This is a genomic window from Roseomonas sp. TF40 (genome assembly GCF_057219975.1).
Genome location: NZ_JBXVVR010000001.1, coordinates 1,042,230 through 1,066,885 on the forward strand (window position 1 = coordinate 1,042,230; position 24,656 = coordinate 1,066,885).

The window sequence follows — 24,656 nt, forward strand, 5'->3', positions numbered from 1 at the left end:
CTTGACCAGCCCCCTCACCCATTTCGACGCCGCCGGCCAGGCGGCGATGGTCGATGTCTCGGCCAAGCCGGCGACCACCCGCACCGCCATCGCGCGCGGGCGGATCGTGATGGCGCCCGAGACCCTCGCCCTGATCCGCGACGGGCAGGCGGGCAAGGGCGACGTGCTGGGCGTGGCGCGCCTCGCCGGCATCATGGGGGCGAAGCGCACGGCGGAGCTGATCCCGCTCTGCCACCCCCTGGCGCTGTCCAAGGTGGCGGTCGATTTCACCTTCGCGCCGCCGGACGCCATCGAGATCGAGGCGCTGGCGAAGCTCACCGGCCAGACCGGCGTGGAGATGGAGGCGCTGACCGCCGTCACCATCGCGGCACTCACCATCTACGACATGGTCAAGGCCGCCGATCGCGGCATGCGGATCGAGGCCGTGCGCCTGGTGCACAAGGATGGCGGCAAGTCCGGCGTCTTCGAGGCCGCCTGATGATCCCGCTCGAGGAAGCCCGCGCGCGAATCCTCGGCGCCCTCACCCCCACCCCGGTCGAGACGGTGCCGCTCAGCGCCGGCTGGGGCCGCGTGCTGGCCCGGCCGGTGCTGGCGCGGCTGACCCAGCCGCCCGCCGATGTCTCCGCCATGGATGGCTATGCCGTGCGCGCGGCCGATGCCGGGCTGGGTGCGAAGCTCGCCCTGATCGGCGCGGCGCCAGCCGGCCACCCCTTCCCCGGCACGCTCGGCCCTGGCGAGGCGGTGCGCATCTTCACCGGCGCCTTCGTGCCGCCGGGCGCGGATGGCATCCTGCTGCAGGAGGACGCAGCCGAGGCCGATGGCATGGTCGAGGTGCGCGAAGCCGTGCAGCCCAAGCGCTGGATCCGCCGCCAGGGCCTGGATTTCGCCATGGGCGAGGTGCTGCTTGGGGCCGGGCGCAAGCTCACCGCGCGCGACATCGGCCTCGCCGCAGCGGCCAACCACGCCTGGCTGCACGTCCATCGCCGCCCGCGCATCGGCATCCTCGCCACGGGCGATGAGATCGCCCTGCCCGGCGAGCCGATTCCCGCCGGCGGCATCGTCAGTTCCAACGCCCATGCCCTGGCCGCGCTGGTCGCCGCCGGGGGGGGCGAGCCGGTGGTGCTGCCCATCGCCCCGGATGACCGCGACGCCATCGCCGCGGCCGCCGCCGCCGCCCATGCCTGCGACATGCTGGTGACCACCGGCGGGGCCAGCGTGGGCGAACATGACCTGGTGCAGAAGGCGCTTGGGGATGATCCGTCCCTTGGAGGCTTCGCGCTGGATTTCTGGAAGATCGCGATGCGGCCGGGCAAGCCGCTGATCTGGGGCCGGCTCGGCCGCACGCCGGTGCTGGGGCTGCCGGGCAACCCGGTCTCCGCCCTGATCTGCGCCGTGCAGTTCCTGTTGCCGGGCCTTGCCGTGATGCAGGGCCTGCCCGGTGGCGCCCCGCCCACGGTGCGGCTGCGCACGGGCGCGGCGCTGGCGGCCAATGACAAGCGATTCGACCATCTGCGCGCGAGCCTCGCGACTGATGCGGCCGGGCAGCGCATCGCCACCCCCTTCGCGCTGCAGGATTCCTCCATGCTCAAGACCCTCGCCCGGGCCGAGGCGCTGATCCTGCGCGCCCCTTATGCCGAGGCCCTGCCCGAAGGCGCCGAGGTGGAGGCGATCCTGCTGGCTGATCTCGGAATCTGAGATCACGCCTGTGGAAAAGATTTGACGCGACGCGGAGAACCTTCATAGAACACCGGGGCTGGTTGCTTGTTTGTTCGTCGCACCCCGGGTGCGATGGGCTTTCCGGGTGCAGGGGTGCCCGGGCGGCAGGCGATCAGGGCCGGAGATTGCCATGCTCACCCGCAAGCAGCTTGAACTGCTCACCTTCATCGACCGCCATCTGCGCGCCACCGGCTTCTCGCCCTCCTTCGAGGAGATGAAGGAGGCGCTGCAACTCAAGTCGAAATCCGGCATCCACCGCCTGATCACGGCGCTGGAGGAGCGCGGCTTCCTGAAGCGGCGCGCGCATCGCGCCCGGGCGCTGGAGGTGCTGCGCCTGCCCGAGAATGCGGCGCCGCGGCGCAGCGAGCAGCCGATGATGCCGCCGCCCATCGCCGTGCCGAGCGGACCCGCGCCCAACGTCATCCGCGGCAATTTTGCCACCGGCCCGCTCGCCACGCCGGCCGGCATGGGCAAGCCGGCGAATGAGGGCGCGGCGGTGGCCCTGCCGCTCTATGGCCGCATCGCCGCCGGCCTGCCGATCGAGGCGATGCGCGACAGCGGCACTTCGGTGGAGGTGCCCGCCGCGCTGCTCGGCGGGGGCGAGCACTACGCCCTGGAGGTCGCCGGCGATTCGATGATCGAGGCCGGGATCCTGGATGGCGACACGGTGATCATCCGGCGCGGCGACACGGCGGAGAACGGCGCCATCGTGGTGGCGCTGGTCGATGAGAATGAGGTGACGCTGAAGCGGCTGCGCCGGCGCGGCAATTCGGTGGCGCTGGAACCCGCGAACCGCGCCCATGAAACCCGGATCTTCGGCCCGGACCGGGTGCGGGTGCAGGGGCGGCTGATCGGCCTGCTGCGGAAGTATTGAGCCGGCGCCCCCCCCCCGCCGCGCGGGCGGGGGGAGTGCCCTGGATCTCAGTAGGGATCCCACTCGGCGAGGCGCGCCTCGCGCCGCGCATGCAGGCGCTGCCAGACCCCGACCAGGGTCGCGCCCAGGATCAGCCCGGCCCCGAGCCAGACGGCATCGGTGATCACGGCAGGCAGCCAGTTCACGACGGGCATCGCGCATCTCCTTCTGTGTGGCGCTGCCTCGATCCTGACTCCGAGAGATTAATGCTGGATTAGCGGCCCGCCGCGCGCGGGCCCGCGCCGCCGGGGTCGAGCGGCGCCAGGGGCAGTGCCTCCGGCCGGCCGGGCATGGGCACAGGCGGCACCCAGGGTCGCTCGCCGCGCCAGCCGCGATCCGAGACCACCTGCACCCCGCCTGCCAGCCAGGCCGACTGCGCGCCCTCGCGCCAGACGGTGAAGCGGTCGATGCTCACCCCCTGCGGACAGCGCGGGCGGATCGGCTCCGTCGCCACCAGCAGCCCGGCCTGCCCGCAGGCGGCGGCAAGGGCCATGGCATCGACGGGCACGCCCTGCCGCGCCGCGCCGCGCGGCGGCGGGGCCGTGCGGAGCAGCACCGCCTCGGCCGCCGCCGCCCGCGGGCGGAAGCGGCAGGCGGCGGGCGTGCAGGCGATGGCCCCACCCGCCACCTCGCCCTGTTCGGGCAGGGGCAGGAAGCCGGGGATGGCGAAGTGGCGCGCCCAGGCCTCGCGCGTGAAGGCCGAGGCGCCGGGCATCTGGTGCAGATAGACCCCCTGCTCCGTGCGCAGCGCCACCAGCCGCCCCTCGGCCGAGACCAGCAGATCCGGCGGGCTGGCCCAGAGGGCGGGGGTGAGCCCCGCCAGGATCATCGGCAGGCCGAGCAACCGCAACCGCGCCCGCCACAGGCAGAGCCAGCAGAAGCCGAAGGCCGCCAGCGCCAACCCCACGCCCGGGATCGGCGGCAGGGCCGGCGCCGCGCCAGGCCAGGCGGCGACGGCGCGGGCGATCGCCAGGATCCCCGCCACCCCCCAGCCCATCGGCACCAGGGCGAGGTCCTCCAGCCCCAGCGGCAGCAACAGCATCGCCGCCAGCCCCGCCGGCATCACCAGGAAGGAGGTCAGCGGCACCGCCAGCGCATTCGCCGCGATGCCATAGAGTTGCAGCCGGCCGAAATGGTGCAGCCCGAAGGGCGCCGTCGCTGCCCCGGCCAGGGCCGAGGTCAGCACGAGGCCCGCCAGCACCACCGCGAAGCGCCCCAGCCACCCCGGATGGTCCTGGCGGAAGCGCGTGAGCGCGCCGCGCCAGGCCTCATGCCCCGCGATCAGCGCCAGCACCGCGGCGAAGGACATCTGGAAGGAGGGGCCGAGGATCTCGGCCGGTGCCACCAGCAGCACGGCGGCGGCGGCGAGCGCGATGGGCCGCAGCGCCAGCGCCCGGCGCCCCGTCAGCAGCGCCAGCGTCACCAGCGCGGCCATGGCGAAGCAGCGCTGCATCGGCACCTGGCTGCCGGTCAGCACCATGTAGAAGAAGCCCGCCGCCAGTGCGGCCAGCGCCGCCACCGGCTTCCCGTTCAGCCGCAACGCCACGAAGGGCACGGCGGCGAGCAGGATGCGCAGCGCGCCGAACACCACGCCCATCACGATCGCCATGTGCAGGCCGGAGACGGAGAGCAGATGCGCCAGCCCCGAATCCCGCATCGCCACCATCTCGGCCGGCGGGATGGCGCTCTGCGTGCCGGTCAGCAGCGCCGCCGCCACCGCGCCGGCCGGCCCCGGAATGGCCGCCGCGACCCGCGCATCGAGATCAGCGCGCAGCCCCGCAAGCGGCGGCGCCACCCCCGCGCCGGGCAGGATCTCCGCCGGGCCGAGGGCGAAGCCCGAGCCCCCCTGGCCGGCGAAGAAGGCGCTGCGCTGGAAATCCCAGGCCCCGGGGAAGGCGGGCGCGCCGGGCTCGCGCAGCAGGGCGCGCACGCGCAGGGCATCGCCCGGGCGCGGGATCGCCGGGTCATCGGCGCGCAGCCGCACGCGCAGGGTTCGCGGCAGCGCCGCGCCCTCCCCCAGCCTGGGCTCGGCCAGGGTGACGCGCGTGCCCTCCGGCAGGCGCTGCACCTCCGCCACCACGCCCTGCAGCACCACCTGCGTCGCGGGCAGCATCAGGGGCGGGGGCAGGCGCGCGGCGTGCCAGGCGGCGGCGCCAAAGCCGAGCAGACCGGCCGCCACCAGCCCCAGCGCCCAGCCGGCAGTGGGGTGGCGCCGCCCCAGCGCGAAGGCCAGGAGGATGAGCGGCAGCGCCGCCCAGAGCGCGCCCGTGCCCGGCTCGCGCCCCTGCTGGAAATAGGTGAGCACCCCGGCGCCCAGCGCCACCGCCAGCCAGGGCGCGAGCCTGCCCTTCTGCGGCGCAAGCCCCGCCATCGCCCAGGCGCTGAGGCGCGCCGGCAGGCTGAGCCGCGGCACGGGGGCAAGCGAGACGCTCATCTCAACCCAAGGTGGTGCTTTCCAGCGCGTTGCGCAACGCCCTTCTGCGCCGGCCGCCGGTTCCGGCACCGGTCGATCCGGGCTAGGTAGGCGCAAACCGCTCTCAGACTGGAACCACGATGTCGGTCCGCACGCGCTTCGCCCCCTCCCCCACCGGCTACCTGCATGTCGGCGGCGCCCGCACGGCGCTGTTCAACTACCTCTTCGCGCGCCGCCATGGCGGGCAATACCTGCTGCGCATCGAGGATACCGACCGCGCGCGCTCGACCCCCGAGGCGGTGCAGCAGATCATCGACAGCCTCGCCTGGCTCGGCCTCAGCCCCGATGAGCCGCCGGTGATGCAAAGCGCGCGGGAGGCCCGCCATGCCGAGGTGGCACGCGAGCTGCTGGCGAAGGGCCGCGCCTACCTCGCCTATGACACGCCCGAGGAACTGGCCGCGATGCGCGCCGAGGCCGAGGCCGCCAAGCGCCCCTTCAAATACGATGGCAGCCGCTGGATCGGCCTCGACCCCGCCAAGGCGCCCGCCATCGCCCCGGTGATCCGCATCAAGGCGCCTTCGGGCGGGGAGACGGTGGTGGCGGACCTCGTGCAGGGCGAGGTGCGCGTCGCCAATGCCGAGCTGGACGACATGATCATCCTGCGCAGCGACGGCACGCCCACCTACCTGCACGCGGTGGTGGTGGACGACCACGACATGGCGATCACCCATGTGATCCGCGGTGACGACCACCTGACCAACACCTTCCGCCAATGCATGGTCTATGACGCGATGGGCTGGCGGCGGCCGCATTTCGCGCATATCCCGCTGATCCACGGCGCCGACGGGGCGAAGCTCTCCAAGCGCCACGGCGCGGTCGGCGCGCTGGATTTCGCCGAGCAGGGCATCCTGCCCGAGGCGCTGTGCAACTATCTGCTGCGGCTGGGCTGGGGGCATGGCGACACCGAGATCATCGCCCGCGACGAGGCGGCGAGGATCTTCGACCTCGCCGATGTCGGCCGCGCCGCTTCCCGCATGGATTATGCCAAGCTCAGCCATCTCAACGGCGTGTATCTGCGCGCCGCCGAGGATGACCGCCTGGTGCGCGAGGTGCTGACCCGCTTCGGCAAGCGGGGCATCCTCTTCGGCACCGACGCCGCGGCGCGGGTGCGCGCGCTGATGCCAGACCTGAAGGAGCGCGCGAAGAACCTCGAGGAGTTGACCGGCGCGGCGGTCTTCGCGGTGACCGACGGCGCGCCGCCGATGGAGCCCAAGGCGGCGGCGATGCTCACCCCCGAGGCCAAGGCGCGGCTCGCCGACCTCGCGCAGTTCCTGGGCGACGCGCCGTGGGAGCGCGCGGATCTGGAGGCCTGGCTGCGCGACTATGCGGAGGTGAAGGGGGTGAAGCTCGGCCAGGTGGCGCAGCCGCTGCGGATCGCGCTGACGGGCAGCACGCAAAGCCCGCCGATCGACGCGGTGCTGGTGGCGCTGGGCCGTTCGGAGGCGATCGGGAGGATCCTCGCGGCGGCCACCTGACGGGATTTCGTCTCAATTTGGAGATTTTGCGCGATTTATCTTGCGCTCCCCGGAGAGGAAGGTCTAAAAATTTGCTTAACGCACCGCTATTGGTGCGTTGAGACGGGACAGTTCCATGCCCAACACGTCCAAGACCTTCTACTGGGCCGCCGCTTCCATCGGTGTCGTCGCCTGGACCGGGGCCATCATCGGCGTCACCACCCTGCCCCTGATCACCGAACTCGCCCTCGGCGCCATGGGCGTCGTCGGCGCCATCTGGGGCCACTCCGTCCTTTTCCCGCGGGAGCGGCCGCCCGGCTCCGTGGCCGGCCCGGGTGGCGCCAGCCGCGAGGAAGTGCTCTCCGCCATGGGTCTCGAGGCGAAGGCCGCTGCCGCCGCCCCGGCCCGCCCGCGCGCCAACCTGCCGCTGCACGTCAACAAGGCGGCGCGCGAGGAGGCCCTGCGCCTGTCCGAGGCGCTGAACGCCGTCGGCCTGTTCGGCCCCGTTTCGGTCCGCATGGAGCCGGGCGGCACCGCCCTGATCGCCCCGGTGCAGGAAGGCGAGCCGGTGCGCGTCTCCGCCGCCCTGGTGCAGCATTTCGCGGCCCGCGCCCTGGCCGCGCCGGAGGCGGTCGCCGATCAGCTCGCGCAGAGCCCCGCCTGGCCCGGCCGGGAGCTCGCCGCCACCCTCGCGGCGCATATCGACATGCTGGAGCGCCAGGCCCCAGCCCAGCCCCCCGCCCCACCTTCCGCGCAGGGCCGCCGGCCGGCCATGCCGCAGGCCGAAGAGGGCCGCATCTGGCCCGCCAATGGCGGGCTCGATATCCAGACGCGCAGCGCCTGAGCCAAGCTGACCGACCCCGGCTGCAACCTGATTGCAGCCGGTAGTGCGTTGCGTTACGGCCAAACTCGCCATAAGTCGTAAAGCTGCGGTTAACCCGGAGCGACGGCGAGCATGGCCACCATCAACGGCACGTCTTCTGGCGATGTGATCACGCCGGGCTTTGTCTCCGGCGGCGTTGCAGGCGGCGTGCCCAGCGGGGCCGATGACTTCATCTTCGCCGTCGGCGGGGATGACACCGTCGATGCCGGGGCCGGCAACGACCAGATCTTCGCCGAGGCCGGGGCCGACAGCCTGATGGGCGGCGACGGCGCCGATACGATCTTCGCCAACAACGACAATGACGTGGTCAGCGGCGGCGAGGGCGATGACAGCCTGTTCGGCGAGGATGGCGCCGACAGCCTCAATGGCGGCGGGGGCGCCGACACCGTCTTCGGCGACGCCGGGGCCGACACCGTGGAGGGCGGCGCCGGCGACGACAGCATGTTCGGCGGCGACCAGGATGACCGCGTCATCGGCGAGGATGGTGATGACCGCCTCGCGGGCGGCTTCGGCAATGACTACCTGGAAGGCAATGCCGGCAACGATATCCTGAGCGGCGACGACGGCGACGACACCCTCGATGGCGGCGAGGGCAACGACACGCTCAACGGCAATAGCGGCAATGACCGGCAGATCGGCGGGCTGGGCAATGACCAGCTCAACGGCCTCGGCGGCAATGACACGCTGATCGGCGGCGCCGGCGCCGACGAGATCTTCGGCAATGAGGGCATCGACACCGCCGATTTCGCGGATATCGGCGTCGGCCTGACCATCGACCTCGTCGCCTCCCTGGTCACCGGCGACCCCTCGGGCACCGACACCATCTCGGGCGTCGAGCACATCACCGCCACCGCCCAGGCCGACAGCATCCGCGGCAGCGTGGACGGCAATTTCATCCAGGCCGGCGGCGGCAACGACACCGTGCTCGGTGAGGGCGGCGCGGATACGCTGCGCGGCGGCACAGGCGCGGACAGCCTCTCGGGCGGCGACGGCGCCGACAACATGGAGGGTGAGGCCGGCGCCGACACGCTGCATGGCGGCGAAGGCAACGACCTGCTGCTCGGCGGCAGCGAGGCCGAGGCGCTGTTCGGCGAAGGCGGCAATGACAGCCTGATCGGCGGCGCGGGCAATGAGCTGCTCGATGGCGGCGCCGGCAATGACTATCTCGTGGGCGCGGGTGGCGCCGACACCCTGGTCGGCGGCGATGGCATCGACACCGGCGACTGGTCGGCGGTCGGCTCCGGCCTCGTGATCGACCTGTTCGGCGGCACCGTGACCGGCGACCCCGCTGGCACCGACAGCGTCGCAAGCCTCGAGAACGTGACCGCCACCGCCAGCGCCGACAGCATCCGCGGCAGCGCCGAGGCCAACCAGATCCTGGCGGGCGGCGGCAATGACACGCTGCTGGGCGGCGAGGGCAACGATACGCTGCGCGGCGAGGCCGGCGCGGACACCCTGCTCGGCGAGGGGGGCGCCGACAATATCGGTGGCGGTGACGGCGATGACCGGGCCGAGGGCGGCGCGGGCGACGACACCATCCTGGGCGAGGCCGGCAACGACACCCTGCTGGGTGGCGAAGGCGCGGACAACCTCCAGGCGGGCGACGGCGCGGATTCCCTGCTGGGCGAGGGTGGCGCGGACTACCTCGCGGGTGGCACCGGGGCCTCCACCCTCGACGGCGGCGCGGGCAACGACACGCTCGCGGGCGGCACGGGCAATGAGCGCCTCGTGGGTGGGCTCGACAACGACCAGATCAATGGCGGTGAGGGCAACGACACGCTCGCCGGCGACGATGGGGCCGATACGCTGCGCGGCGAGGCCGGCGCGGACAGCCTCTCGGGCGGCGAGGGCGCGGACAATCTCGGCGGCGGCGACGGCAATGACCGCCTGCTCGGCGATGCCGGGGACGACATCCTGCTGGGCGATGCCGGCGCCGACACCCTGCTCGGGGGCGCTGGCGACGACAATCTCCAGGCCGGTACCGGAAATGACCTGCTGCGGGGCGAGGCGGATGACGACTACCTCGCTGGTGGGTCGGGCGCCTCCACCCTCGATGGTGGGACGGGCAACGATACGCTCGCCGGCGGCAGCGGCGCCGAGCGCCTGCTGGGTGGCGACGGTGCGGACCAGGCGACCGGCGATCTCGGCAACGACACCATCGCGGGCGGCGAGGGCGCGGATACCTTGCGCGGGGAGGCCGGGGCGGACAGCCTCTCGGGCGATGGCGGCGATGACGACCTCGGCGGCGGCGAGGGCGATGACATCCTGCTCGGCGGCCTGGGCGACGACACGGTGCTGGGCGAGGCGGGCGCGGACACGCTCGCGGGCGGCGAGGGCGACGACAACCTCCAGGGCGGCGACGCGGCCGATTCCATTGCCGGCGAGGCCGGGAACGATTTCCTCGACGGCGGGGCCGGGAACGACACGCTGCTCGGTGGCGAGGGTGCCGATACGCTGCGCGGCGAGGCCGAAAACGACAGCCTCTCGGGCGGTGCCGAGGCGGACGATCTGGGCGGCGGGCTCGGCAATGACACGCTCGATGGCGGGCTCGGCGCCGATACGCTGCTCGGCGATGAAGGGGCGGATACGCTGCTCGGCGGCGAGGGTGCGGACAGTCTCTCGGCCGGCGATGGCAACGACCTGCTCGCGGGCGGGGCGGGCAGCGACCGGCTCGATGGCGGGCTGGGCACCGATACGGCCAGCTTCGCCACGGCGGCTGGGGGCGTCACCGCCAGCCTGCTCACCGGCACGGCGAATGATGGCGATGGCGGCACGGACACGCTGATCGCGATCGAGAACCTCACCGGCTCGGCCGCGGGGGATGCCTTGACCGGCAATACGGCAGCGAACCGGCTGGAGGGCGGCGGCGGCGCCGATACCCTCACGGGCGGGGCGGGCAATGACACGCTCGATGGCGGGGCGGGCACGGACCGGGTGATCCTGTCCGGCAACCGCGCCGACTACACCGTCACCGCCATCACGGGCGGCGTCCGCCTGGTGGACAACCGCGGCGGCAGCCCCGACGGCACGGATGACGTGCTGAACGCGGAGACCTTCGCCTTCGGCGACACGGTGCTCTCGGCCAGCGAGTTGCTGCCGGTGGCGGGCCTCAATCTGGTGGGCACGCCCAATCCGGAGACCCTGGCCGGCGAGGGCGGCAACGACACGATCAGCGGGCTTGGCGGCCCCGATACGCTCACCGGCGCGGCCGGGGCCGATTCCATCAATGGCGGCACCGGCAATGACCGGATCGACACCGGCACCGGCAACGATACCGCGCTGGGTGGTGATGGCGGCGACACCATCCTCTCGGCCGGCGGCGATGACCGGCTGCAGGGCGAGGCCGGCGACGACAGCCTGCTCGGCGCCGATGGCGCCTCCACGCTGGAAGGCGGGGCGGGCAATGACACGCTGGCCGGTGGCGCGGGGGCGGAGAGCCTTTCGGGCGGCGACGGCAATGACCTGCTCTCGGGCGGGGCGGGCAGCGACAGGCTCGATGGCGGGGCGGGCACCGATACCCTGACCTATGCCGCCGCCGGCTCGGCCGTGTCGGTCAATCTCGGCACCGGCAGCGCGAATGACGGCGCCTTCGGCACCGATACGCTCAGCGGCTTCGAGGTGCTGATCGGCTCCGCCAATGGCGACACGCTGACCGGCGACGCGCAGGGCAACGCGATCGATGGCGGCGGGGGCGCGGACACGCTCTCCGGCGCCGCGGGCGACGATACGCTGATCGGCGGCACGGGCGCGGACCGCCTGCTCGGCGGCGCGGGGAATGACAGCATCACCGGCGGGGCGGATGCGGACAGCGTCGTGCTGACCGGCAACCGCGCCGACTACACCATCACCGCCATCAGCGGCGGCTTCCGCCTGGTCGATAGCCGCGGCGGCAGCCCCGACGGCACCGACAGCGTCTTCGGCGTGGAGAGCTTCATCTTCGCCGACACGGTGCTCGGCGCCGATGCGCTGATCCCCGGCGCGGCGGGGCTGCTCCTGATCGGTGACGACAACCCGAACGACATCGCCGGCGATACCGGCGCGGACACCATCCTCGGCCTTGAGGGCAATGACACGCTGAGTGGCCTCGCCGGCGCGGATACGCTTTCGGGCAGCAGCGGCGATGACCGGCTCGATGGCGGCGAGGGCGCGGACACGCTCTCGGGCGGCACGGGCGCGGATACGCTCCTGGGCGGGCTCGGCGACGACCTGCTCGATGGCGGGACGGGGGCCGACAGCCTGCTCGGCGGCGCGGGGGCGGACAGCCTCTCGGGCGGCGAGGCCAATGACCTGCTCGATGGCGGGGCGGATGACGACACGCTCACGGGCGGCCAGGGTGCGGACACGCTGCGGGGCGGCGAGGATGACGACCGCCTGGATGGCAGTTCGGAAGCCGACAGCCTGCTCGGCGAGGGCGGCAACGATACGCTGCTCGGCGGCGATGGCGATGATGTGCTCGAGGGCGGGACGGGCGCGGACAGCCTGGCCGGTGGCGGCGGCGCGGATACGCTGAACGGCGGCGAGGGTGCGGATGTCGCGACCTTCACCGGCAACCGCGCGGACTACACCGTCACCGCCATCACCGGCGGCTTCCGCCTGGTGGACAACCGCAGCGGCAGCCCCGACGGCACGGATACCGTGCTGGGGACGGAAAGCTTCGTCTTCGCCGACACGGTGCTGGGGGCGGATGCGCTGATCCCGGTGGTCGCCGGGCAGTTGCTGGTCGGCACGGATGGGCCGGACAGCATCACCGGCGATACCGGCGCGGACACCATCCTCGGCCTCGAGGAGAATGACACGCTGAGCGGCATGGCCGGCGGCGATTCCCTCGTCGGCAGCAGCGGCGACGACCGGCTCGATGGTGGCGAGGGCGATGACACGCTGCTCGGCGGCACGGGTGCCGATACGCTCACCGGTGGCGCGGGGGCGGACAGCCTCACCGGCGGGGCGGGCGATGACCGGATCGAGGGCGGGAGCGACGCCGACATCGCGCGCTTCACAGGCAACCGTGCCGATTACGAGGTCACGGCCATCGCCGGCGGCTTCCGCCTGGTGGATCTGCGCAGCGGCGCGCCGGATGGCGCGGACAGCGTCTTCGGCGTGGAGAGCTTCGTCTTCGCCGATACCGTGCTGGGCGCGGATTCCCTGCTGGGCGCCAGCGGCGACCTGCTGGTCGGCACGGACGGCCCCGACAGCATCGATGGCGGCGCCGATGCCGACACCATCCTGGGCCTGGAGGCGAATGACACGCTGAATGGCCTGGGCGGTGCGGACACCATCGCGGGTGGCAGCGGCGATGACCGCATCGATGGCGGCGCGGGGGCGGATTCGGTCAGCGGCGGCGGGGGCGCGGATACGCTCATCGGTACCCAGGGCCGCGACCACCTGACCGGCGGCGCCGACAACGACACCTACTACGTCGATGAGCAGGAGGACCTGACCTTCGAGTTCGACGGCGGCGGATCGGCCGACCTCGCGGTGAGCACGGCCAGCGTCTATCTCTGGCCCTTCGTCGAGAACCTGGAACTGCAGGGAACCGCGCAGTTCGGCGTCGGCAATGACCGGGCCAACGCCATCACCGGCAATGCCGGCGACAACCTGCTGATTGGCGGCCTGGGCGATGACACGCTCTCGGGCGGGGATGGCGATGACAGCCTCTGGGGAGAGGCCGATGACGACCTGCTCTACGGCAATGGCGGCGAGGACATGCTGGTCGGCGGCCAGGGCGATGACGGGCTGGATGGCGGCGCGGGCGCCGACAGCCTGTTCGGCGAAGATGGCGACGACTACCTGAACGGCGGTGCGACCGACGCCGCCGCCGACACGCTGGTCGGCGGGGCGGGCAATGACAGCCTCGATGGCGGGGCCGGGCGCGACTGGATGTATGGCGGCACCGGCAACGACCTCTACCTGGTGACGCAGCAATCCGACCTGGTGTTCGAGCAGAATGGCGAAGGCACGGACACCGTGATCGCCGCCAGCAGCGACGGCTTCTACCTCTATGACAACATCGAGGTGCTGCAGCTTGCCGCCGGCACGCCCTTCGGCGTGGGCAACGGCCTCGCCAACGCCATCACCGGCAGCGCGGACAACAACACGCTGCTCGGCGGCGCGGGCGATGACACGCTCGATGGCGGGGCGGGCACGGATGTGCTGTTCGGCGAGGCGGGGGCGGATGACTTCATCATCCGCGCCGGCGGCGGCTTCGAGACGATCGGCGACTTCGCGCCGGGCCAGGATGCGCTGGTGCTGGTCGGCACCGGGCTATCCAGCGTGGCGCAGGTGAAGTCGCTGATGGTGCAGCATGGCGCCGACATCGCGCTGAACCTCGGCGGCGGCGACGTGGTGCATATCCGCGGCGTGCAGATCGCCGACCTGAACGAGACGAACATCCAGTTCGGCTGAGCGTGATGGCCGTAGGTGCGAAGGCACCGAAGGGCTGAATCACGCGAACAAAGACTACCCGCCGAAGCGCCCCTGCCCCGGCGCTTCGGCCCAGGCCTGGAAGGGGGCGGAGGCTGTCACCCCGCCGGCCCGGATCAGGCCGAGCCAGACCTCGGTCGCGCGCACGAAGGGGTTCACCCCGCGCGGCCAGATGGTGAGGCTCATCGCCTCGGCGATGCAGGGCTCGGGCACGCCGAGGCCATAGGCGGCCGCGATCTCCGCCGCGAGGCCGAAGGGCTCGTCGCAGGCGGTGTGGATGGCGATCAGGGCGAGCCGCGCATCGCCCTCCGCCAGCGGGCTGCCGGCCAGCAGCGGGCGCAGCCCCGCCACATAGGCCTCGGCCGCCGGCACGCCGGGGAACAGCGCCTGCCAATGCTGCGCGAGGCACGCATGGCGCCGCGCCCCCGCCGCCCAGCCGACCAGGCGGAAGATCGCCGCCGCCATCGCCTCATCCCCGCCGGCGGCGCGGAACTTCGCGACGTGATGCGTGCCCACCGGCTCCTCGCAGGCGGCCAGGATGGCGACCCAGACGATCTCCTTCTGCAGCGGGCTCAGATGCCGCTGCTCCAGCGTCAGGGCGCGATACATCGCCTCATAGGCCGCGTGCAGCTCGGGCAGGGCGGCGGCCAGCGCGCCGTGATGCGGCAGCACGAAGCCGCGCGCGGCGCGGATCCTCGCGATGGTGTCGCGCACATGCTCAGGGGTCATGCGCGATGCTGGTCCGGCCCCGCGCGACGGGTCAAGCGCCGGTGGCTGGCAAGGCCGGCGCAACGTGCTTCACTTGGCCGAACACGATAACGGGAGGCCCCCATGCGCCGTCGCCACGCCCTCAGCCTGCTCGCAGCCCCCTTGCTGCTGCCGCGCATCGCCACCGCACAAGCTGCCTGGGCGCCGACCCGCCCGGTGACGCTGGTGGTCCCCTTCCCGCCCGGCGGGCCGACGGACCTCGCCGCGCGCGTCATCCAGGCGGGGATGCAGGCGGCGCTCGGCCAGCCGGTGGTGGTGGACAACCGCCCGGGCGCGACGGGGGCCATCGGCAGCCGCTTCGTCGCCGCCGCGCCGGCCGATGGGCACACGCTGCTGGTCGCCGCCAGCGGCACGCTCACCATCAACCCGGTGGTGATGCGCAGCCCCGGCTATGACGTGGAGCGCGACTTCACCCCCGTCACCCTGGTGATGACCGCGCCCAACATGCTGGTGGTCCACCCCTCGGTACCCGCGCGCAGCGTGGCGGAGGTGGTGGCCTGGATGAAGGCGCAGCCGGGCGGCGCCAACTACGCCTCCTCCGGCGTCGGCTCCTCCGAGCAGCTCGGCATGGAGCTGTTCCGCCTGCGCACCGGCACCGAGGCCAATGCCGTGCCCTTCGCCGGCGGCCCGGCGGCGGCGACGGCGGTGATCCAGAACACGGCGCCCATCGCCATGCTCAACGCGGCCACCATCGGCCCGCATGTGCTCTCGGGCGCGGTGCGCGGCATCGCCATCGCCGGGCCGCGCCGCTTCCCTGCCCTGCCCGACGTGCCGACCATGACCGAGCAGGGCCTGCCCGAGATCGTCAGCGGTTCCTGGACCGCCATCGTCGCCCCGGCCGCCACGCCCGAGCCGGCGCTGGCGCGGCTGAACGAGGTGATCGTCGCCGCGCTGCGCACCCCGGAGGTGACGGAGCGCCTGGCCCGCGTCGGCTTCGCGGTGGATGCCACGCCGCGCGCCGATCTCGGCCGGCTCATCGCCGCCGACCTCGCGCGCTGGCGCCAGGTGGTGCGCGATGCGCGGATCGAGGTGAACTGAAGCAGCGGCCATGACGGATGCGGCGGTCGCGGGCTGGCTCGCCTTCCTCCGCACCACGGAGCGGCTGAAGGACACGCTGCGCAGCGGCCACACCGCCGGCGGGCGGCAGGAGAGCACGGCCGAGCACAGCTGGCGGCTTTGCCTCTTCGCCCTGCTGCTGGGTGATGCGCTGCCGGGCGTGGATGCGGCGCGCCTGATGCGGATCTGCCTGGTGCATGACCTGGCGGAGGCGCTGACCGGCGACATTCCCGCCCCCGCCAAGGACAGCGCGCCCGACAAATCCGCCGCCGAGCGGGCCGCCATGCAGGCGTTGACCGCGCCCCTGCCGGCGCCCGCCCGCGCCGAGATCCTCGGCCTGTGGGAGGAATACGAGGCCGCGACGACGCGCGAGGCGCGGCTCGCCAAGGGCCTCGACAAGCTGGAGACGATCCTGCAGCACAGCCAGGGCCGCAACCCGCCCGGCTTCGACCTCGCCTACAACCTCGGCTATGGCCGGGCCGAGACGGCGGTGGAGCCGCTGCTGGCGCGGCTGCGCGAAAGCCTCGATGCGGCGACGCGCGCGCGCCTGGCCGAGGACGCCCTCAGCCCGCCAGGAACGCCCTGACTTCCTCCAGGAAGGCCGCCGGGTTCTCGGCATGCAGCCAATGCCCCGCCGCGATGGTGGCGAAGCGCACCGCCGGGAACAGCGCGCGGAACAGCGCGTGGTGCTCGGGGCGGATATAGGGGGAATGGCTGCCGGCCAGCACCAGCGTCGGCCCGGCATAGCGCCCCGCGAGCGCCGGCCAGCCGGCGATCTCGGGCATGCCAGCGGCGATCTCGCCGATGCCGATGCGCCAGCGCGGCACCTCCTCGGGGAAGACCAGGTTCTGCAGCAGGAAGGCGCGCAGGGCGGGCACCGGCACGGCCAGGGCGAGCGCCGCATCGGCCTCCCGCCGCGTCAGCCCCGGCGCCAGCGGCATGGCGCGCATGGCGTTGAGGTATTCGGCGAAGAGCGGCGCGGGATAGGTCACCGGCGCGATATCCGCCACGATCAGCCCTGCGATGCCCTCGGGACGCGCCAGGGCGAGGGCCATCGCCACCTTCCCGCCCATGGAATGGCCCAGCACCGTGGCCGGCCAGGCGCCCAGGCCCTGCAGCGTCTCCGCCACATCGGCCGCCATGTCGGGATAGGCCATGCCGGTCGCGTGCGGCGAGGCGCCGTGGTTGCGCAGATCGAGCGCGATCACCCGCCAGCCATCGCCCGCCAGCGCCTTCTGCACCGCGCCGAAATTCTGCCGCGCGCCGAACAGCCCGTGCAGCAGCACCAGGGGCGGGCCCTCGCCCAGCTCTGTGACGGCGAGCTTCATCCGAAGGCCGCCAGCACGACCGAGGCCACGATCAGCAACCCGCCGACGATCACATCCCAGCCCAGCGGTTCCCCCAGCCAGAGGGTGGAGACCAGCACGCCGAAGGCGGGCACCATCAGGAAGCCCACCGAGGCCACCGCCCCGGGCAGCTTCCGCCCCGCCTCGATCACGCACCAGGTGCCGATGGGGGCGGCGATCAGCCCGATATAGGCCAGCGGGATCCAGCCCCCGGGGCCGACGCCACCATCTGGTTCGAACCACAGGGCGCAGGGGATGAGCACCAGCGTGCCGATGCCGAAGCACCAGGGCAGCAGGTCGAACATCGGGGTCTTGGGCGGCCATTTGCGGCTGGCGATGATGGCGAAGGTCCAGAGCAGCGCGGCCAGCACCAACAGCAGATGGCCGACCAGCGCCTCCCGCTCCTGCCAATCCACTGCCCAGGGACCGATCAGCACCGCAGCCCCGGCCAATCCCATGCCCGCCGCCAGCCAGCGTCGCGCCGAGACCTTCTCGCCCAGCACCAGCACCGAAAGCGGGATCAGCCAATAGGTCACGACGTTGGAGAGCACCGCGGTGCGCCCCGCCGGCACCATCGAGACGGCGACATGGGTCAGCGCGAAGAAGCCGCCGAGCTGGAAGACGCCCAGGAACAGCACCGCGATGCGATCCTCCGCCGCGGGCAGGCGCAGCCGGCCAAGCGCCGCCAGCAGCAGCGCCGCCACCAAGGCGGCCAGCCCGGCGCGCCCCGTGCCGAACCACAGCGGCGTGGCGTCGTCGAGCGCGAATTTCGTGATCGGCCAGGCACCGCCGAACAGGATGACGGCTGCGAAAAGCAGCCGAAAGGCGGAAGCCATGGGCATGCCGGCAGGCTATACCCTCGGCAGGCGCCGGGGAAAGCCGCTTGCCGTCACCATCTTCATGAAGTTCACGAAATCGTGAGCCTCAGCCCGGAAAACCCGCCAGCATCGCCGCCCGGATGGCCAGCGCCTCGGCCGCCGCGCCCTGGGGGGTGCGGGGCTGGAGGTCGGACTCGGTCAGCATCGCGCCCGCCGCCACGTCGCGCGCCAGCGCCACGCCATGGGCCAGGCCGATCGGCACCGCGGCCTCGGCCCGCGACCGCGCGGCCGGGATGCACTTGCCCCAGACGGTCGAGCCCCCCTCCCCGTCCAGCATCTCGCCGCGCCGGAGCGGGCGCTTCGCCACTGCCACGCAATCCGCCGCCCAGGTCTCGGGACTGCCGGTGGCCTCGCGCCGCAGCGCCGCCGAGGCGACCGACACGCCTAGCTCAAGTCCGATGAAGTGATAGGGCCGCCACAGCGCCGCGTAGCGACCGGTGGAATCGGTGGCGACGCCGTATTCGGCGAAGCAGCGCCGGGCATACTCGGTCTCGCCCTCGAACACCGCATAGACGCCCCAGCGGAGGTTGTCGGGGATCTCCGCGCCGTCCCGCGTGAGGGAGGAGATCACCTCCACCACGCCCTTGCGCGCCAGGATGCCGCCCTCATTGTGCGGGCGCAGCAGGTCGGGCAGGCCGGCGGTGCCGCAGGGCGGGAAGGCAAGGCCATCCTCGGGCGGCGCAAGGCCCGTGCCATTGGCGATCGCCGCCATCTCGATGCCTGACTTCGTGCCATCGAGGAAGGAGTTGAACATCCGCGGGTTCATCCCCCCGGCCTCGGCCTGGGCGGCGCTGAGGCCGTAGAAGTCCCACACCGTCTCGGGCGTGCTGGCGTGATAGGCCGGCAGGTACTTCGTGCCCTTGCCGGCGGCGATCACGCTGAATCCGCCGGCGCGCAGCGTGTCCACCATCTCCGCCACCAGGGCCGGCTGGTCGCCATAGGCCATGGAGTAGACAAGGCCCGCCGCCGCGGCCTCGCGCGCCAGCAGCGGGCCGGCCAGGACATCGGCCTCGACGTTGACCATCACCACATGCTTGCCGTGGCGCAGCGCGTGGCGGGCATGGATCAGGCCATGGGCAGGGTCGCCGGTGGCTTCCACCACCACCTCGACCTGGGGCGATTCGATCAGCGCCCGCGAATCCTCGGTCAGCCAGGTCGCCCCGGTGGCGCAGGCATGGTTCGCGTCGCGCGCCTGGCCGGCTTCCTCGGGCCAGTGGATGCGCGCCAGCGCCGCGCGGGCGCGGGGGATGGAGAGGTCGGCGATGCCCAGCACATGCAGCCCCGGCGTGCGCCGCGCCTGGTGCAGGAACATCGAGCCGAACTTGCCCGCGCCGATGACGGCGACGCGCACCGGCCTTCCCTCCGCTGCCCGGCGGGCGAGCATCCGATGCAGGTTCATGGTGCGGTCTCTCTCAGGGTTGGTACCAGCGGCGCTGGCGATAGCCGGGCAGCGGCCAGGCCGAGCCGGGACGGCGCAGCAGCAGGATGGTGCCCGCCGCCGCGCCGAGCACCGCCGCGCCCTGGGAGCCGGCCCGCAGCCAGGGATCGCCCAACCGCCTGCCGCGCCAGGCGATCAGCAGGGCCAGGGCGATCAGCGGCAGGCCGATCATCGGCGCCAATGCGCCCCTTCGCCGATCCCGTCATCCACCGGCAGGATCACGCCGTTGATGTGGCTGGCCAGGGGGCTCGCCAGCAGCAGCACGGCACCGGCCACCCCTTCCGCCAGCGCGCCGCGCGCGCCGCCCGGGACATCCGCCTTGGCCGGCACGGGGCGTGGCGCCACGCCATTCACACGAAAGCCCCGCAAGGCCATCTCGCGCGCCTGCGCGATGGTGAAGTCCCGCGCATAGCCGCGTGCCCCGGCCAGGGAGGGGTGCGGCACGGCGCCGGGTTGCTCGGCGACCGGCAGGATGTTCACAACTTGGCCCTCGGGCCGCAGGAACCTGGCGGCTGCGCGATTGACCAGCACCATGATCTCCACGGATTCGCGCAAGCCCAGGCGCCAGGCCGCCTCGTCGCCTTCATCCTTGGGCCCGTCGAGGGTGAGCGAAGTGCCGGTGACGACAATATCGACGCCGCCGAGTTGGTCGCGGCCCATCTCGAAGGCGGCATCGACCTGTGCCGGATCCCGCAGATCGAGCTTCGCGAACACCACCCCGGCGGCACGGCGCAGGCGCGGCCGCAACCGGGTGAGCGGCGCCTGGGCAGGGTCCACCAGCAGCAGCGAGGCGCCGTAATCGGCGAACATGCCCGCCACCGCGAGGGGCAGCGCCCCCGACGCGCCGCTGAGCAGAACGGTCTTGTCCTCGAAATCCAGCACCCGCCCTCGCTTCTGAGTCTCAGAATGTCAGCATGATCTTACCGATATGCGCGCTGCTTTCCATCAATCGATGTGCTTCGGCCGCGCCTTCGAGCGGGAAGGTCGCGTGGATCACCGGCCCGGCCTGCCCGGCTTCCAGCAGGGGCCAGACCTTGGCCGCCAGCGCGGCGGCGATCGCCCCTTTCTCGGCCGTTGTGCGCGGGCGCATCGTGCTGCCCGTCACCGTCAGGCGCTTCACCATGATGGGGCGCAGATCCACGCTCTCGGCCACATGGCCGTTGAGGAAGGCGATCATCACCAGCCTTCCGTCCAGCTTCAGGGCGCGGATGTTCTTCGCGAAATAGGGCGCGCCGACCATGTCGAGCACGACATCCACACCCTTGCCGCCGGTTGCCTGCTTCACCGCCTCGCCGAAATCCTGGGCGCGGTAGTCGATCGCCACATCGGCGCCGAGCTTCAGGCAGGCCGCCACCTTCTCCGGACTGCCCGCGGTCGCCAGCACCGTGGCGCCGAAGGCCTTGGCCAGCTGGATGGCCGTCACACCAATGCCCGAGGTGCCGCCATGGATCAGCACGCTCTCCCCGGCCGCGAGGCGCCCATGGCCGAACAGATTGGCCCAGACGGTGAAGTAGGTCTCCGGCAGGGCGGCGGCGCGCAGCGCGTCAAAGCCCCGCGGCCAGGGCAGCGCCTGCGCCTCGGGTGCGACGCAGTACTCGGCATAGGCGCCGCCATTGGTCAGGGCGGTCACCTTGTCGCCCAGGCGGTAGCGCGTCACGGCCGCGCCCAGCGCCACGACCTCGCCGGCACATTCCAGGCCGAGCAGCGGACTGGCGCCAGGCGGCGGCGGGTAGCTGCCGCTGCGCTGGGCGACGTCGGGGCGGTTCACGCCCACCGCCTCGACCCTGATCAGCACCTCATCCGCCCCGGGCTGCGGCACCGGGCCGGTGGCGAGGGTCAGCACCTCGGGCCCGCCGCCCGCGCCATGGGCGATGAATCGCATTGCCGCCGGGATGGCCGCCATGATCCGCTCCGTATCCTGTTGGCCGGCAGGGACCATGCGGGGCCGCGCGTCGTCAACCCGCGCCCGGTTGCACAGGCCCGAGGCTTGCACGCCTGTCGCGCCGCGTGGGACCCTGCCGCACGGTTTCGCGAGGACAGGAGAGGGCATGCCGCGGATCGGCCGCAGGGCCGTGCTGGGAGTCGGGCTTGTGCCGCTGGTCGCGGGGCCGGCGGGCGCGCAGGCGCCGGCCGAGCTGCGGATCGGCGGGCTTTTCCCGGTCTCCGGCCCGCTCGGCTTCCTCGGCGATGAGAGCTTCCGCGGCCTCGAGCTGGCCGTGGAGGAACGCCAGGCGGCGGGCGGGCTGTTCGGCCGGCCCTTGCGCCTGCTGCGCACCGACGCGCCGGACGAGATGACCGCCGCCACCGAGGCGCGGCGCCTGCTGGCCGGCAATGACCGGGTGGCGGTGCTGTTCGGCAGCTTTGCCTCGGCCATCGCCCTGCCGGCCAGCCAGGCGGCGGAGCTGGCGGGCGTGCCCTTCTTCGAACTCGCCGCCCTGGCCGATGCGGTGATGGATCGCGGCTTCCGCTTTCTCTTCCGTGCCTCGCCGCGCGCCGCGGATTTCGCCGAGACAACGCTCGGCGCCGTGACCGGGCTGCTCGCCCCTGCCTTCGGCCGGGCCGCGGACCAACTGAAGCTCGCCATCGCGCATGAGGAGGCGGCCGGGGGCCAATCCGTGGCCACCGCGCAGGAGGCGATGATCCGCGCCCAGGGGCTGAACCTGGTGGAGCGCGTGGCCTATGCCTCGCGCGCGGCGGATCTCGGTGCGGTGGTTCAGCGGCTGCGCGGGCTTGAGGCCGACATCGTGCTGCATGCCGGCGCGCCGGGCGATGAGGTGCTGCTGTTCCGCGCCCTGCGCGAGGCCGGCTGGCGGCCACGCATGGTGATCGGCACGGCGGGCGGCTACGGCGTGACGGAGAATGCGCGCAGCCTGGGCGATGCCTTCCTCGGCGCGATGAGTGCGGATTTCACGCCCTTCGCCGTGCATGAACGCCACGCCCCCGGCGCGCCGGCCTTCGCCGAGACCTATCTGCGCCGCTACGGCGCTGAGCCGCGCTCGGGCCACAGCCTCGCCGCCTGGGTCGGGGCGCGCTGGTTCCTCGAGGCGCTGGCGCGCGCCGGCTCGACGGAGCGCGACCGGGTACGCGCGGCGGTGCTGGCGCTCGATGTGCCCGAGGGCGGGAGCGCGACCGGCTGGGGCGCGCGCTTCGATGAGCGCGGGCAGAACACGCGGGCGAAGCCGGTGCTTTGCCAGTGGCAGGCGACCGCGCAGGGACCGCGCCAGATGGTGGTGGGGCCGAGCGCGGCCGCGACGGCGGAGCTGGTGCCCCGCCTGGGCCCCTAGGGCCTGTGGACAATTGGTTTACGGGCGCATCCGGCGGCGCTTTTTCGCGCTGGGTGCGTTGGCCATGCTCGCCGATGGATAGCCATCGGCTCCGCTGTCCGCCTTCCCAGCGCAAAAAATCCCTCGCCGGCCGCATCCCGGCCCCAACTGTCCACAGGCCCTAGAGCAGGCTGCGTTCTGATCAACGCAGCTCGTGCTCTGGAAATCATTGAATCTAGAGCAATAAATGCGTTCAGCGTCGCGGCAGTGCCGCGACCCATCTGAACGCATATTGCTCCAGAGGTTTACTCCGCCGCCATCGCCAGCGGGCTGCCCGGCAGGCGCCAGCCATACTGCTTGTCGAGGCCCAGCGCCTGCACGATCGCCACGCCGCGCGCCAGGTGATCGGGCTTGAGGCCCGTCAGCGGCCGGCGGAGATCGCCCGCCGGCAGGCCCACCGCCTTCATCAGCGACTTCACGGCGACCGGGTTGATGGCGCTGTAGGTGAAGTGCAGCAGCGGCAGCAGGCGCAGATAGGTCTCCCGGAACACCACGGATTGCGCCGGCGTGGTCCAGGGCGTGGAGAGTCGCGCCATGCCGGCGGGGTCGATGTTGCCGGTCATGTTCGCCGTGCCGTGGCCGCCGAGCGACATGGTGGGCACGACCAGGCCGAGGTTCGGGCTGTCGCAGCACATGATCGTCGCATCGGGCGCGGCGGCGCAGACCTGCGCCACCTGGCCGACGCGGGTGGTGCTTTCCTTCAGCACGACGATGTTGGGGTGCTTCATCAGCCGCAGCAGATGGTCCCAATGCAGGTCGGACTTCACGCGCGGCGGGTTGTTGTAGATGCCGATGGGGAGTTCCACCGCATCGGCGCATTCGGCGAAATAGGCCTCGATGTCGTCCTCGGGCGCGCAGATATAGGCGGGCGCGGCCAGGATCGCGCCATCGGCGCCCGACGCCTTGGCGTGCTGGAGATACTTGATCGTCGCCGCCGTCGAAGTGCCGGTGCAGCCATAGAAGAGCTTCATGCGGCCATCCTTCATGGCCGCCGTGCGCTCGACGATCTCGCGCCGTTCCTCCGGCGCCAGCATCGAGACCTCGCCGGTCGAGCCCATGATCAGCACGGCCGAGGTGCCGTTCGCCGCGTGCCAGTCCAGCAGCGTGCGGAAGGCGCCGAAATCGACGCTGCCATCGGCGTTGAAGGGGGTGATGAGGGCGACGAAGGACCCCTCGATCCGCATCTTCGACATCAGGCTGCTCCGCGTTGCGTGCCCAAGACCTAGCAAAGCGCCGCGCCGATTGACAGGGGATGCAGCGCGCCGCGAGATCAGGCGAGGGAGACCAAGGCATGACCGAGAGCTTGCTGCTGCACGGCTATTTCCGTTCCTCCGCCGCCTGGCGGGTGCGGATCGCGCTGAACCTGAAGGGTGTGGCGCATGCCCACGCCTTCCGCCATCTGCGCAAGGGAGAGCAATCCGCGCCGGATTTCATGGCGCTGAACCCGCAAGGGCTGGTGCCGGCGCTGGAGGTGCCGGGGATGGGTGTGCTGACGCAGTCGCTGGCGATCCTGGAATGGCTGGAGGAAACGCAGCCGGGCGCGAAGCTGCTGCCCGCGGATCCCTGGGGCCGGGCACGGGTGCGCGCGCTGGCGCAGATCGTGGCCTGCGACATCCACCCGATCCAGAACCTGCGCGTGCTGCAATACCTCAAGCACAGCCTGGGTCAGGAGCAGCCGGCGATCGACGAATGGGTGCGCCACTGGGTCGGCCTCGGCCTCGCCGCCCTGGAGGTGCGTCTCGGCGAGGCGCAGACGGGCCGCTTCTGCCATGGCGACACGCCGGGGCTGGCGGATTGCTGCCTGGTGCCGCAGCTCGGCAATGCCCGGCGCTTCGGCACCGACCTCAGCGCCTATCCGCGCGTGCTGGCTGTGGAGGCGGCATGCAACGCCCTGCCCGCCTTCGCCGAGGCGGCGCCCGGCGCGCAGGCGGACGCGGAGTAGCCCTCGCCCGCCCTGCGGCGTAAAGCTGCGCGAAACCGCCGGAGAG

At 72.5% G+C, this 24,656-nt stretch carries 20 protein-coding genes; 10 read left to right on the plus strand and 10 right to left on the minus strand.

Annotated elements, in window-relative coordinates:
• Nucleotide 1: 1 nt before the first annotated feature.
• The 3 genes from moaC (at nt 2) to lexA (ending at nt 2,590) form a co-directional block, all read left to right on the plus strand.
• Nucleotides 2-478, plus strand: coding sequence for a cyclic pyranopterin monophosphate synthase MoaC (gene moaC / locus AC2D9U_RS04450; protein ID WP_484746829.1), 477 nt, complete (start codon nt 2-4; stop codon nt 476-478).
• On the plus strand, nt 478-1,695 hold the full coding sequence (locus AC2D9U_RS04455) for a molybdopterin molybdotransferase MoeA (protein ID WP_484746830.1): 1,218 nt from the start codon (nt 478-480) through the stop codon (nt 1,693-1,695). The genes moaC and AC2D9U_RS04455 overlap by 1 nt, the downstream gene beginning before the upstream one ends.
• Before the next feature lie 151 nt (nt 1,696-1,846).
• Nucleotides 1,847-2,590 (plus strand): transcriptional repressor LexA, encoded by a 744-nt coding sequence (lexA, locus tag AC2D9U_RS04460; protein WP_484746833.1) that lies wholly within the window; start codon nt 1,847-1,849, stop codon nt 2,588-2,590.
• A gap of 47 nt (nt 2,591-2,637) precedes the next feature.
• On the opposite strand, the gene AC2D9U_RS04465 is transcribed toward lexA, so the two are convergent.
• The gene (locus AC2D9U_RS04465; protein WP_484746835.1) at nt 2,638-2,784 is read right to left on the minus strand and encodes a hypothetical protein; all 147 of its coding nucleotides are present in this window, start codon (nt 2,782-2,784) and stop codon (nt 2,638-2,640) included.
• 59 nt (nt 2,785-2,843) lie between these two features.
• Nucleotides 2,844-5,063 (minus strand): ComEC/Rec2 family competence protein, encoded by a 2,220-nt coding sequence (locus AC2D9U_RS04470; RefSeq protein ID WP_484746837.1) that lies wholly within the window; start codon nt 5,061-5,063, stop codon nt 2,844-2,846.
• A gap of 119 nt (nt 5,064-5,182) precedes the next feature.
• Here AC2D9U_RS04470 and gltX point away from each other — a divergent pair, with 119 nt between their 5' ends.
• The 3 genes from gltX (at nt 5,183) to AC2D9U_RS04485 (ending at nt 13,841) form a co-directional block, all read left to right on the plus strand.
• Entirely contained in the window at nt 5,183-6,577 is a 1,395-nt protein-coding gene (gltX, locus tag AC2D9U_RS04475; RefSeq protein ID WP_484746839.1) for a glutamate--tRNA ligase, read from the plus strand.
• Between the two features lie 115 nt (nt 6,578-6,692).
• A complete protein-coding gene (locus AC2D9U_RS04480; protein ID WP_484746841.1) occupies nt 6,693-7,400 on the plus strand; it encodes a hypothetical protein in 708 nt (235 codons plus the stop codon).
• 111 nt (nt 7,401-7,511) lie between these two features.
• Nucleotides 7,512-13,841, plus strand: a complete 6,330-nt coding sequence (locus AC2D9U_RS04485) for a hypothetical protein (RefSeq protein ID WP_484746843.1) — start codon at nt 7,512-7,514, stop codon at nt 13,839-13,841.
• Nucleotides 13,842-13,895: 54 nt separating this feature from the next.
• On the opposite strand, the gene AC2D9U_RS04490 is transcribed toward AC2D9U_RS04485, so the two are convergent.
• Entirely contained in the window at nt 13,896-14,588 is a 693-nt protein-coding gene (locus tag AC2D9U_RS04490; RefSeq protein WP_484746845.1) for a hypothetical protein, read from the minus strand.
• Between the two features lie 102 nt (nt 14,589-14,690).
• On the opposite strand from AC2D9U_RS04490, the gene AC2D9U_RS04495 reads away from it, so the two are divergent.
• Nucleotides 14,691-15,665: a Bug family tripartite tricarboxylate transporter substrate binding protein gene (locus AC2D9U_RS04495; protein WP_484746846.1), complete on the plus strand. Its 975-nt coding sequence runs from the start codon at nt 14,691-14,693 to the stop codon at nt 15,663-15,665.
• A gap of 10 nt (nt 15,666-15,675) precedes the next feature.
• On the plus strand, nt 15,676-16,269 hold the full coding sequence (locus tag AC2D9U_RS04500) for an HD domain-containing protein (protein WP_484746848.1): 594 nt from the start codon (nt 15,676-15,678) through the stop codon (nt 16,267-16,269).
• Here the strand turns inward: AC2D9U_RS04500 and AC2D9U_RS04505 are convergent.
• The 6 genes from AC2D9U_RS04505 to AC2D9U_RS04530 all read right to left on the minus strand — a co-directional run bounded on the left by AC2D9U_RS04505 (nt 16,247) and on the right by AC2D9U_RS04530 (nt 21,248).
• Nucleotides 16,247-17,011 (minus strand): alpha/beta fold hydrolase, encoded by a 765-nt coding sequence (locus AC2D9U_RS04505; RefSeq protein ID WP_484746850.1) that lies wholly within the window; start codon nt 17,009-17,011, stop codon nt 16,247-16,249. The genes AC2D9U_RS04500 and AC2D9U_RS04505 overlap by 23 nt on opposite strands.
• Nucleotides 17,008-17,871: a DMT family transporter gene (locus AC2D9U_RS04510; protein WP_484746852.1), complete on the minus strand. Its 864-nt coding sequence runs from the start codon at nt 17,869-17,871 to the stop codon at nt 17,008-17,010. Before AC2D9U_RS04510 ends, AC2D9U_RS04505 begins: the two co-directional genes overlap by 4 nt.
• 82 nt (nt 17,872-17,953) lie before the next feature.
• Entirely contained in the window at nt 17,954-19,306 is a 1,353-nt protein-coding gene (locus AC2D9U_RS04515; protein ID WP_484746854.1) for an NAD(P)H-dependent oxidoreductase, read from the minus strand.
• A 13-nt stretch (nt 19,307-19,319) separates the two neighbouring features.
• Complete coding sequence (locus AC2D9U_RS04520) at nt 19,320-19,517, minus strand: hypothetical protein (RefSeq protein ID WP_484746856.1); 198 nt, start codon at nt 19,515-19,517, stop codon at nt 19,320-19,322.
• The gene (locus AC2D9U_RS04525) at nt 19,514-20,227 is read right to left on the minus strand and encodes an SDR family NAD(P)-dependent oxidoreductase (RefSeq protein WP_484746857.1); all 714 of its coding nucleotides are present in this window, start codon (nt 20,225-20,227) and stop codon (nt 19,514-19,516) included. Before AC2D9U_RS04525 ends, AC2D9U_RS04520 begins: the two co-directional genes overlap by 4 nt.
• Before the next feature lie 19 nt (nt 20,228-20,246).
• On the minus strand, nt 20,247-21,248 hold the full coding sequence (locus AC2D9U_RS04530; protein ID WP_484746859.1) for an NAD(P)H-quinone oxidoreductase: 1,002 nt from the start codon (nt 21,246-21,248) through the stop codon (nt 20,247-20,249).
• 145 nt (nt 21,249-21,393) lie between these two features.
• Here AC2D9U_RS04530 and AC2D9U_RS04535 point away from each other — a divergent pair, with 145 nt between their 5' ends.
• Entirely contained in the window at nt 21,394-22,629 is a 1,236-nt protein-coding gene (locus tag AC2D9U_RS04535; RefSeq protein ID WP_484746860.1) for an ABC transporter substrate-binding protein, read from the plus strand.
• A 284-nt stretch (nt 22,630-22,913) separates the two neighbouring features.
• Here AC2D9U_RS04535 and AC2D9U_RS04540 read toward each other — a convergent pair whose 3' ends face one another.
• Complete coding sequence (locus AC2D9U_RS04540; RefSeq protein ID WP_484746862.1) at nt 22,914-23,861, minus strand: 4-hydroxy-tetrahydrodipicolinate synthase family protein; 948 nt, start codon at nt 23,859-23,861, stop codon at nt 22,914-22,916.
• 98 nt (nt 23,862-23,959) lie between these two features.
• Between AC2D9U_RS04540 and maiA the strand changes: the two genes are divergently transcribed.
• The gene (gene maiA, locus AC2D9U_RS04545) at nt 23,960-24,610 is read left to right on the plus strand and encodes a maleylacetoacetate isomerase (protein ID WP_484746863.1); all 651 of its coding nucleotides are present in this window, start codon (nt 23,960-23,962) and stop codon (nt 24,608-24,610) included.
• Nucleotides 24,611-24,656: the final 46 nt, after the last annotated feature.

Excerpts from the sequence above, each read along its gene's own strand:
- AC2D9U_RS04490 (WP_484746845.1), bottom strand. The coding sequence starts at position 14,588 with ATGACCCCTGAGCATGTGCGCGACACCATCGCGAGGATCCGCGCCGCG.
- AC2D9U_RS04510 (WP_484746852.1), bottom strand. The coding sequence starts at position 17,871 with ATGCCCATGGCTTCCGCCTTTCGGCTGCTTTTCGCAGCCGTCATCCTG.
- AC2D9U_RS04470 (WP_484746837.1), bottom strand. The coding sequence starts at position 5,063 with ATGAGCGTCTCGCTTGCCCCCGTGCCGCGGCTCAGCCTGCCGGCGCGC.
- AC2D9U_RS04465 (WP_484746835.1), bottom strand. The coding sequence starts at position 2,784 with ATGCCCGTCGTGAACTGGCTGCCTGCCGTGATCACCGATGCCGTCTGG.
- AC2D9U_RS04505 (WP_484746850.1), bottom strand. The coding sequence starts at position 17,011 with ATGAAGCTCGCCGTCACAGAGCTGGGCGAGGGCCCGCCCCTGGTGCTG.
- AC2D9U_RS04500 (WP_484746848.1), top strand. The coding sequence starts at position 15,676 with ATGACGGATGCGGCGGTCGCGGGCTGGCTCGCCTTCCTCCGCACCACG.
- AC2D9U_RS04455 (WP_484746830.1), top strand. The coding sequence starts at position 478 with ATGATCCCGCTCGAGGAAGCCCGCGCGCGAATCCTCGGCGCCCTCACC.
- AC2D9U_RS04535 (WP_484746860.1), top strand. The coding sequence starts at position 21,394 with ATGCCGCGGATCGGCCGCAGGGCCGTGCTGGGAGTCGGGCTTGTGCCG.
- AC2D9U_RS04540 (WP_484746862.1), bottom strand. The coding sequence starts at position 23,861 with ATGTCGAAGATGCGGATCGAGGGGTCCTTCGTCGCCCTCATCACCCCC.
- gltX (WP_484746839.1), top strand. The coding sequence starts at position 5,183 with ATGTCGGTCCGCACGCGCTTCGCCCCCTCCCCCACCGGCTACCTGCAT.
- AC2D9U_RS04530 (WP_484746859.1), bottom strand. The coding sequence starts at position 21,248 with ATGGCGGCCATCCCGGCGGCAATGCGATTCATCGCCCATGGCGCGGGC.
- AC2D9U_RS04485 (WP_484746843.1), top strand. The coding sequence starts at position 7,512 with ATGGCCACCATCAACGGCACGTCTTCTGGCGATGTGATCACGCCGGGC.
- AC2D9U_RS04520 (WP_484746856.1), bottom strand. The coding sequence starts at position 19,517 with ATGATCGGCCTGCCGCTGATCGCCCTGGCCCTGCTGATCGCCTGGCGC.
- AC2D9U_RS04515 (WP_484746854.1), bottom strand. The coding sequence starts at position 19,306 with ATGAACCTGCATCGGATGCTCGCCCGCCGGGCAGCGGAGGGAAGGCCG.
- maiA (WP_484746863.1), top strand. The coding sequence starts at position 23,960 with ATGACCGAGAGCTTGCTGCTGCACGGCTATTTCCGTTCCTCCGCCGCC.
- lexA (WP_484746833.1), top strand. The coding sequence starts at position 1,847 with ATGCTCACCCGCAAGCAGCTTGAACTGCTCACCTTCATCGACCGCCAT.
- AC2D9U_RS04495 (WP_484746846.1), top strand. The coding sequence starts at position 14,691 with ATGCGCCGTCGCCACGCCCTCAGCCTGCTCGCAGCCCCCTTGCTGCTG.
- AC2D9U_RS04480 (WP_484746841.1), top strand. The coding sequence starts at position 6,693 with ATGCCCAACACGTCCAAGACCTTCTACTGGGCCGCCGCTTCCATCGGT.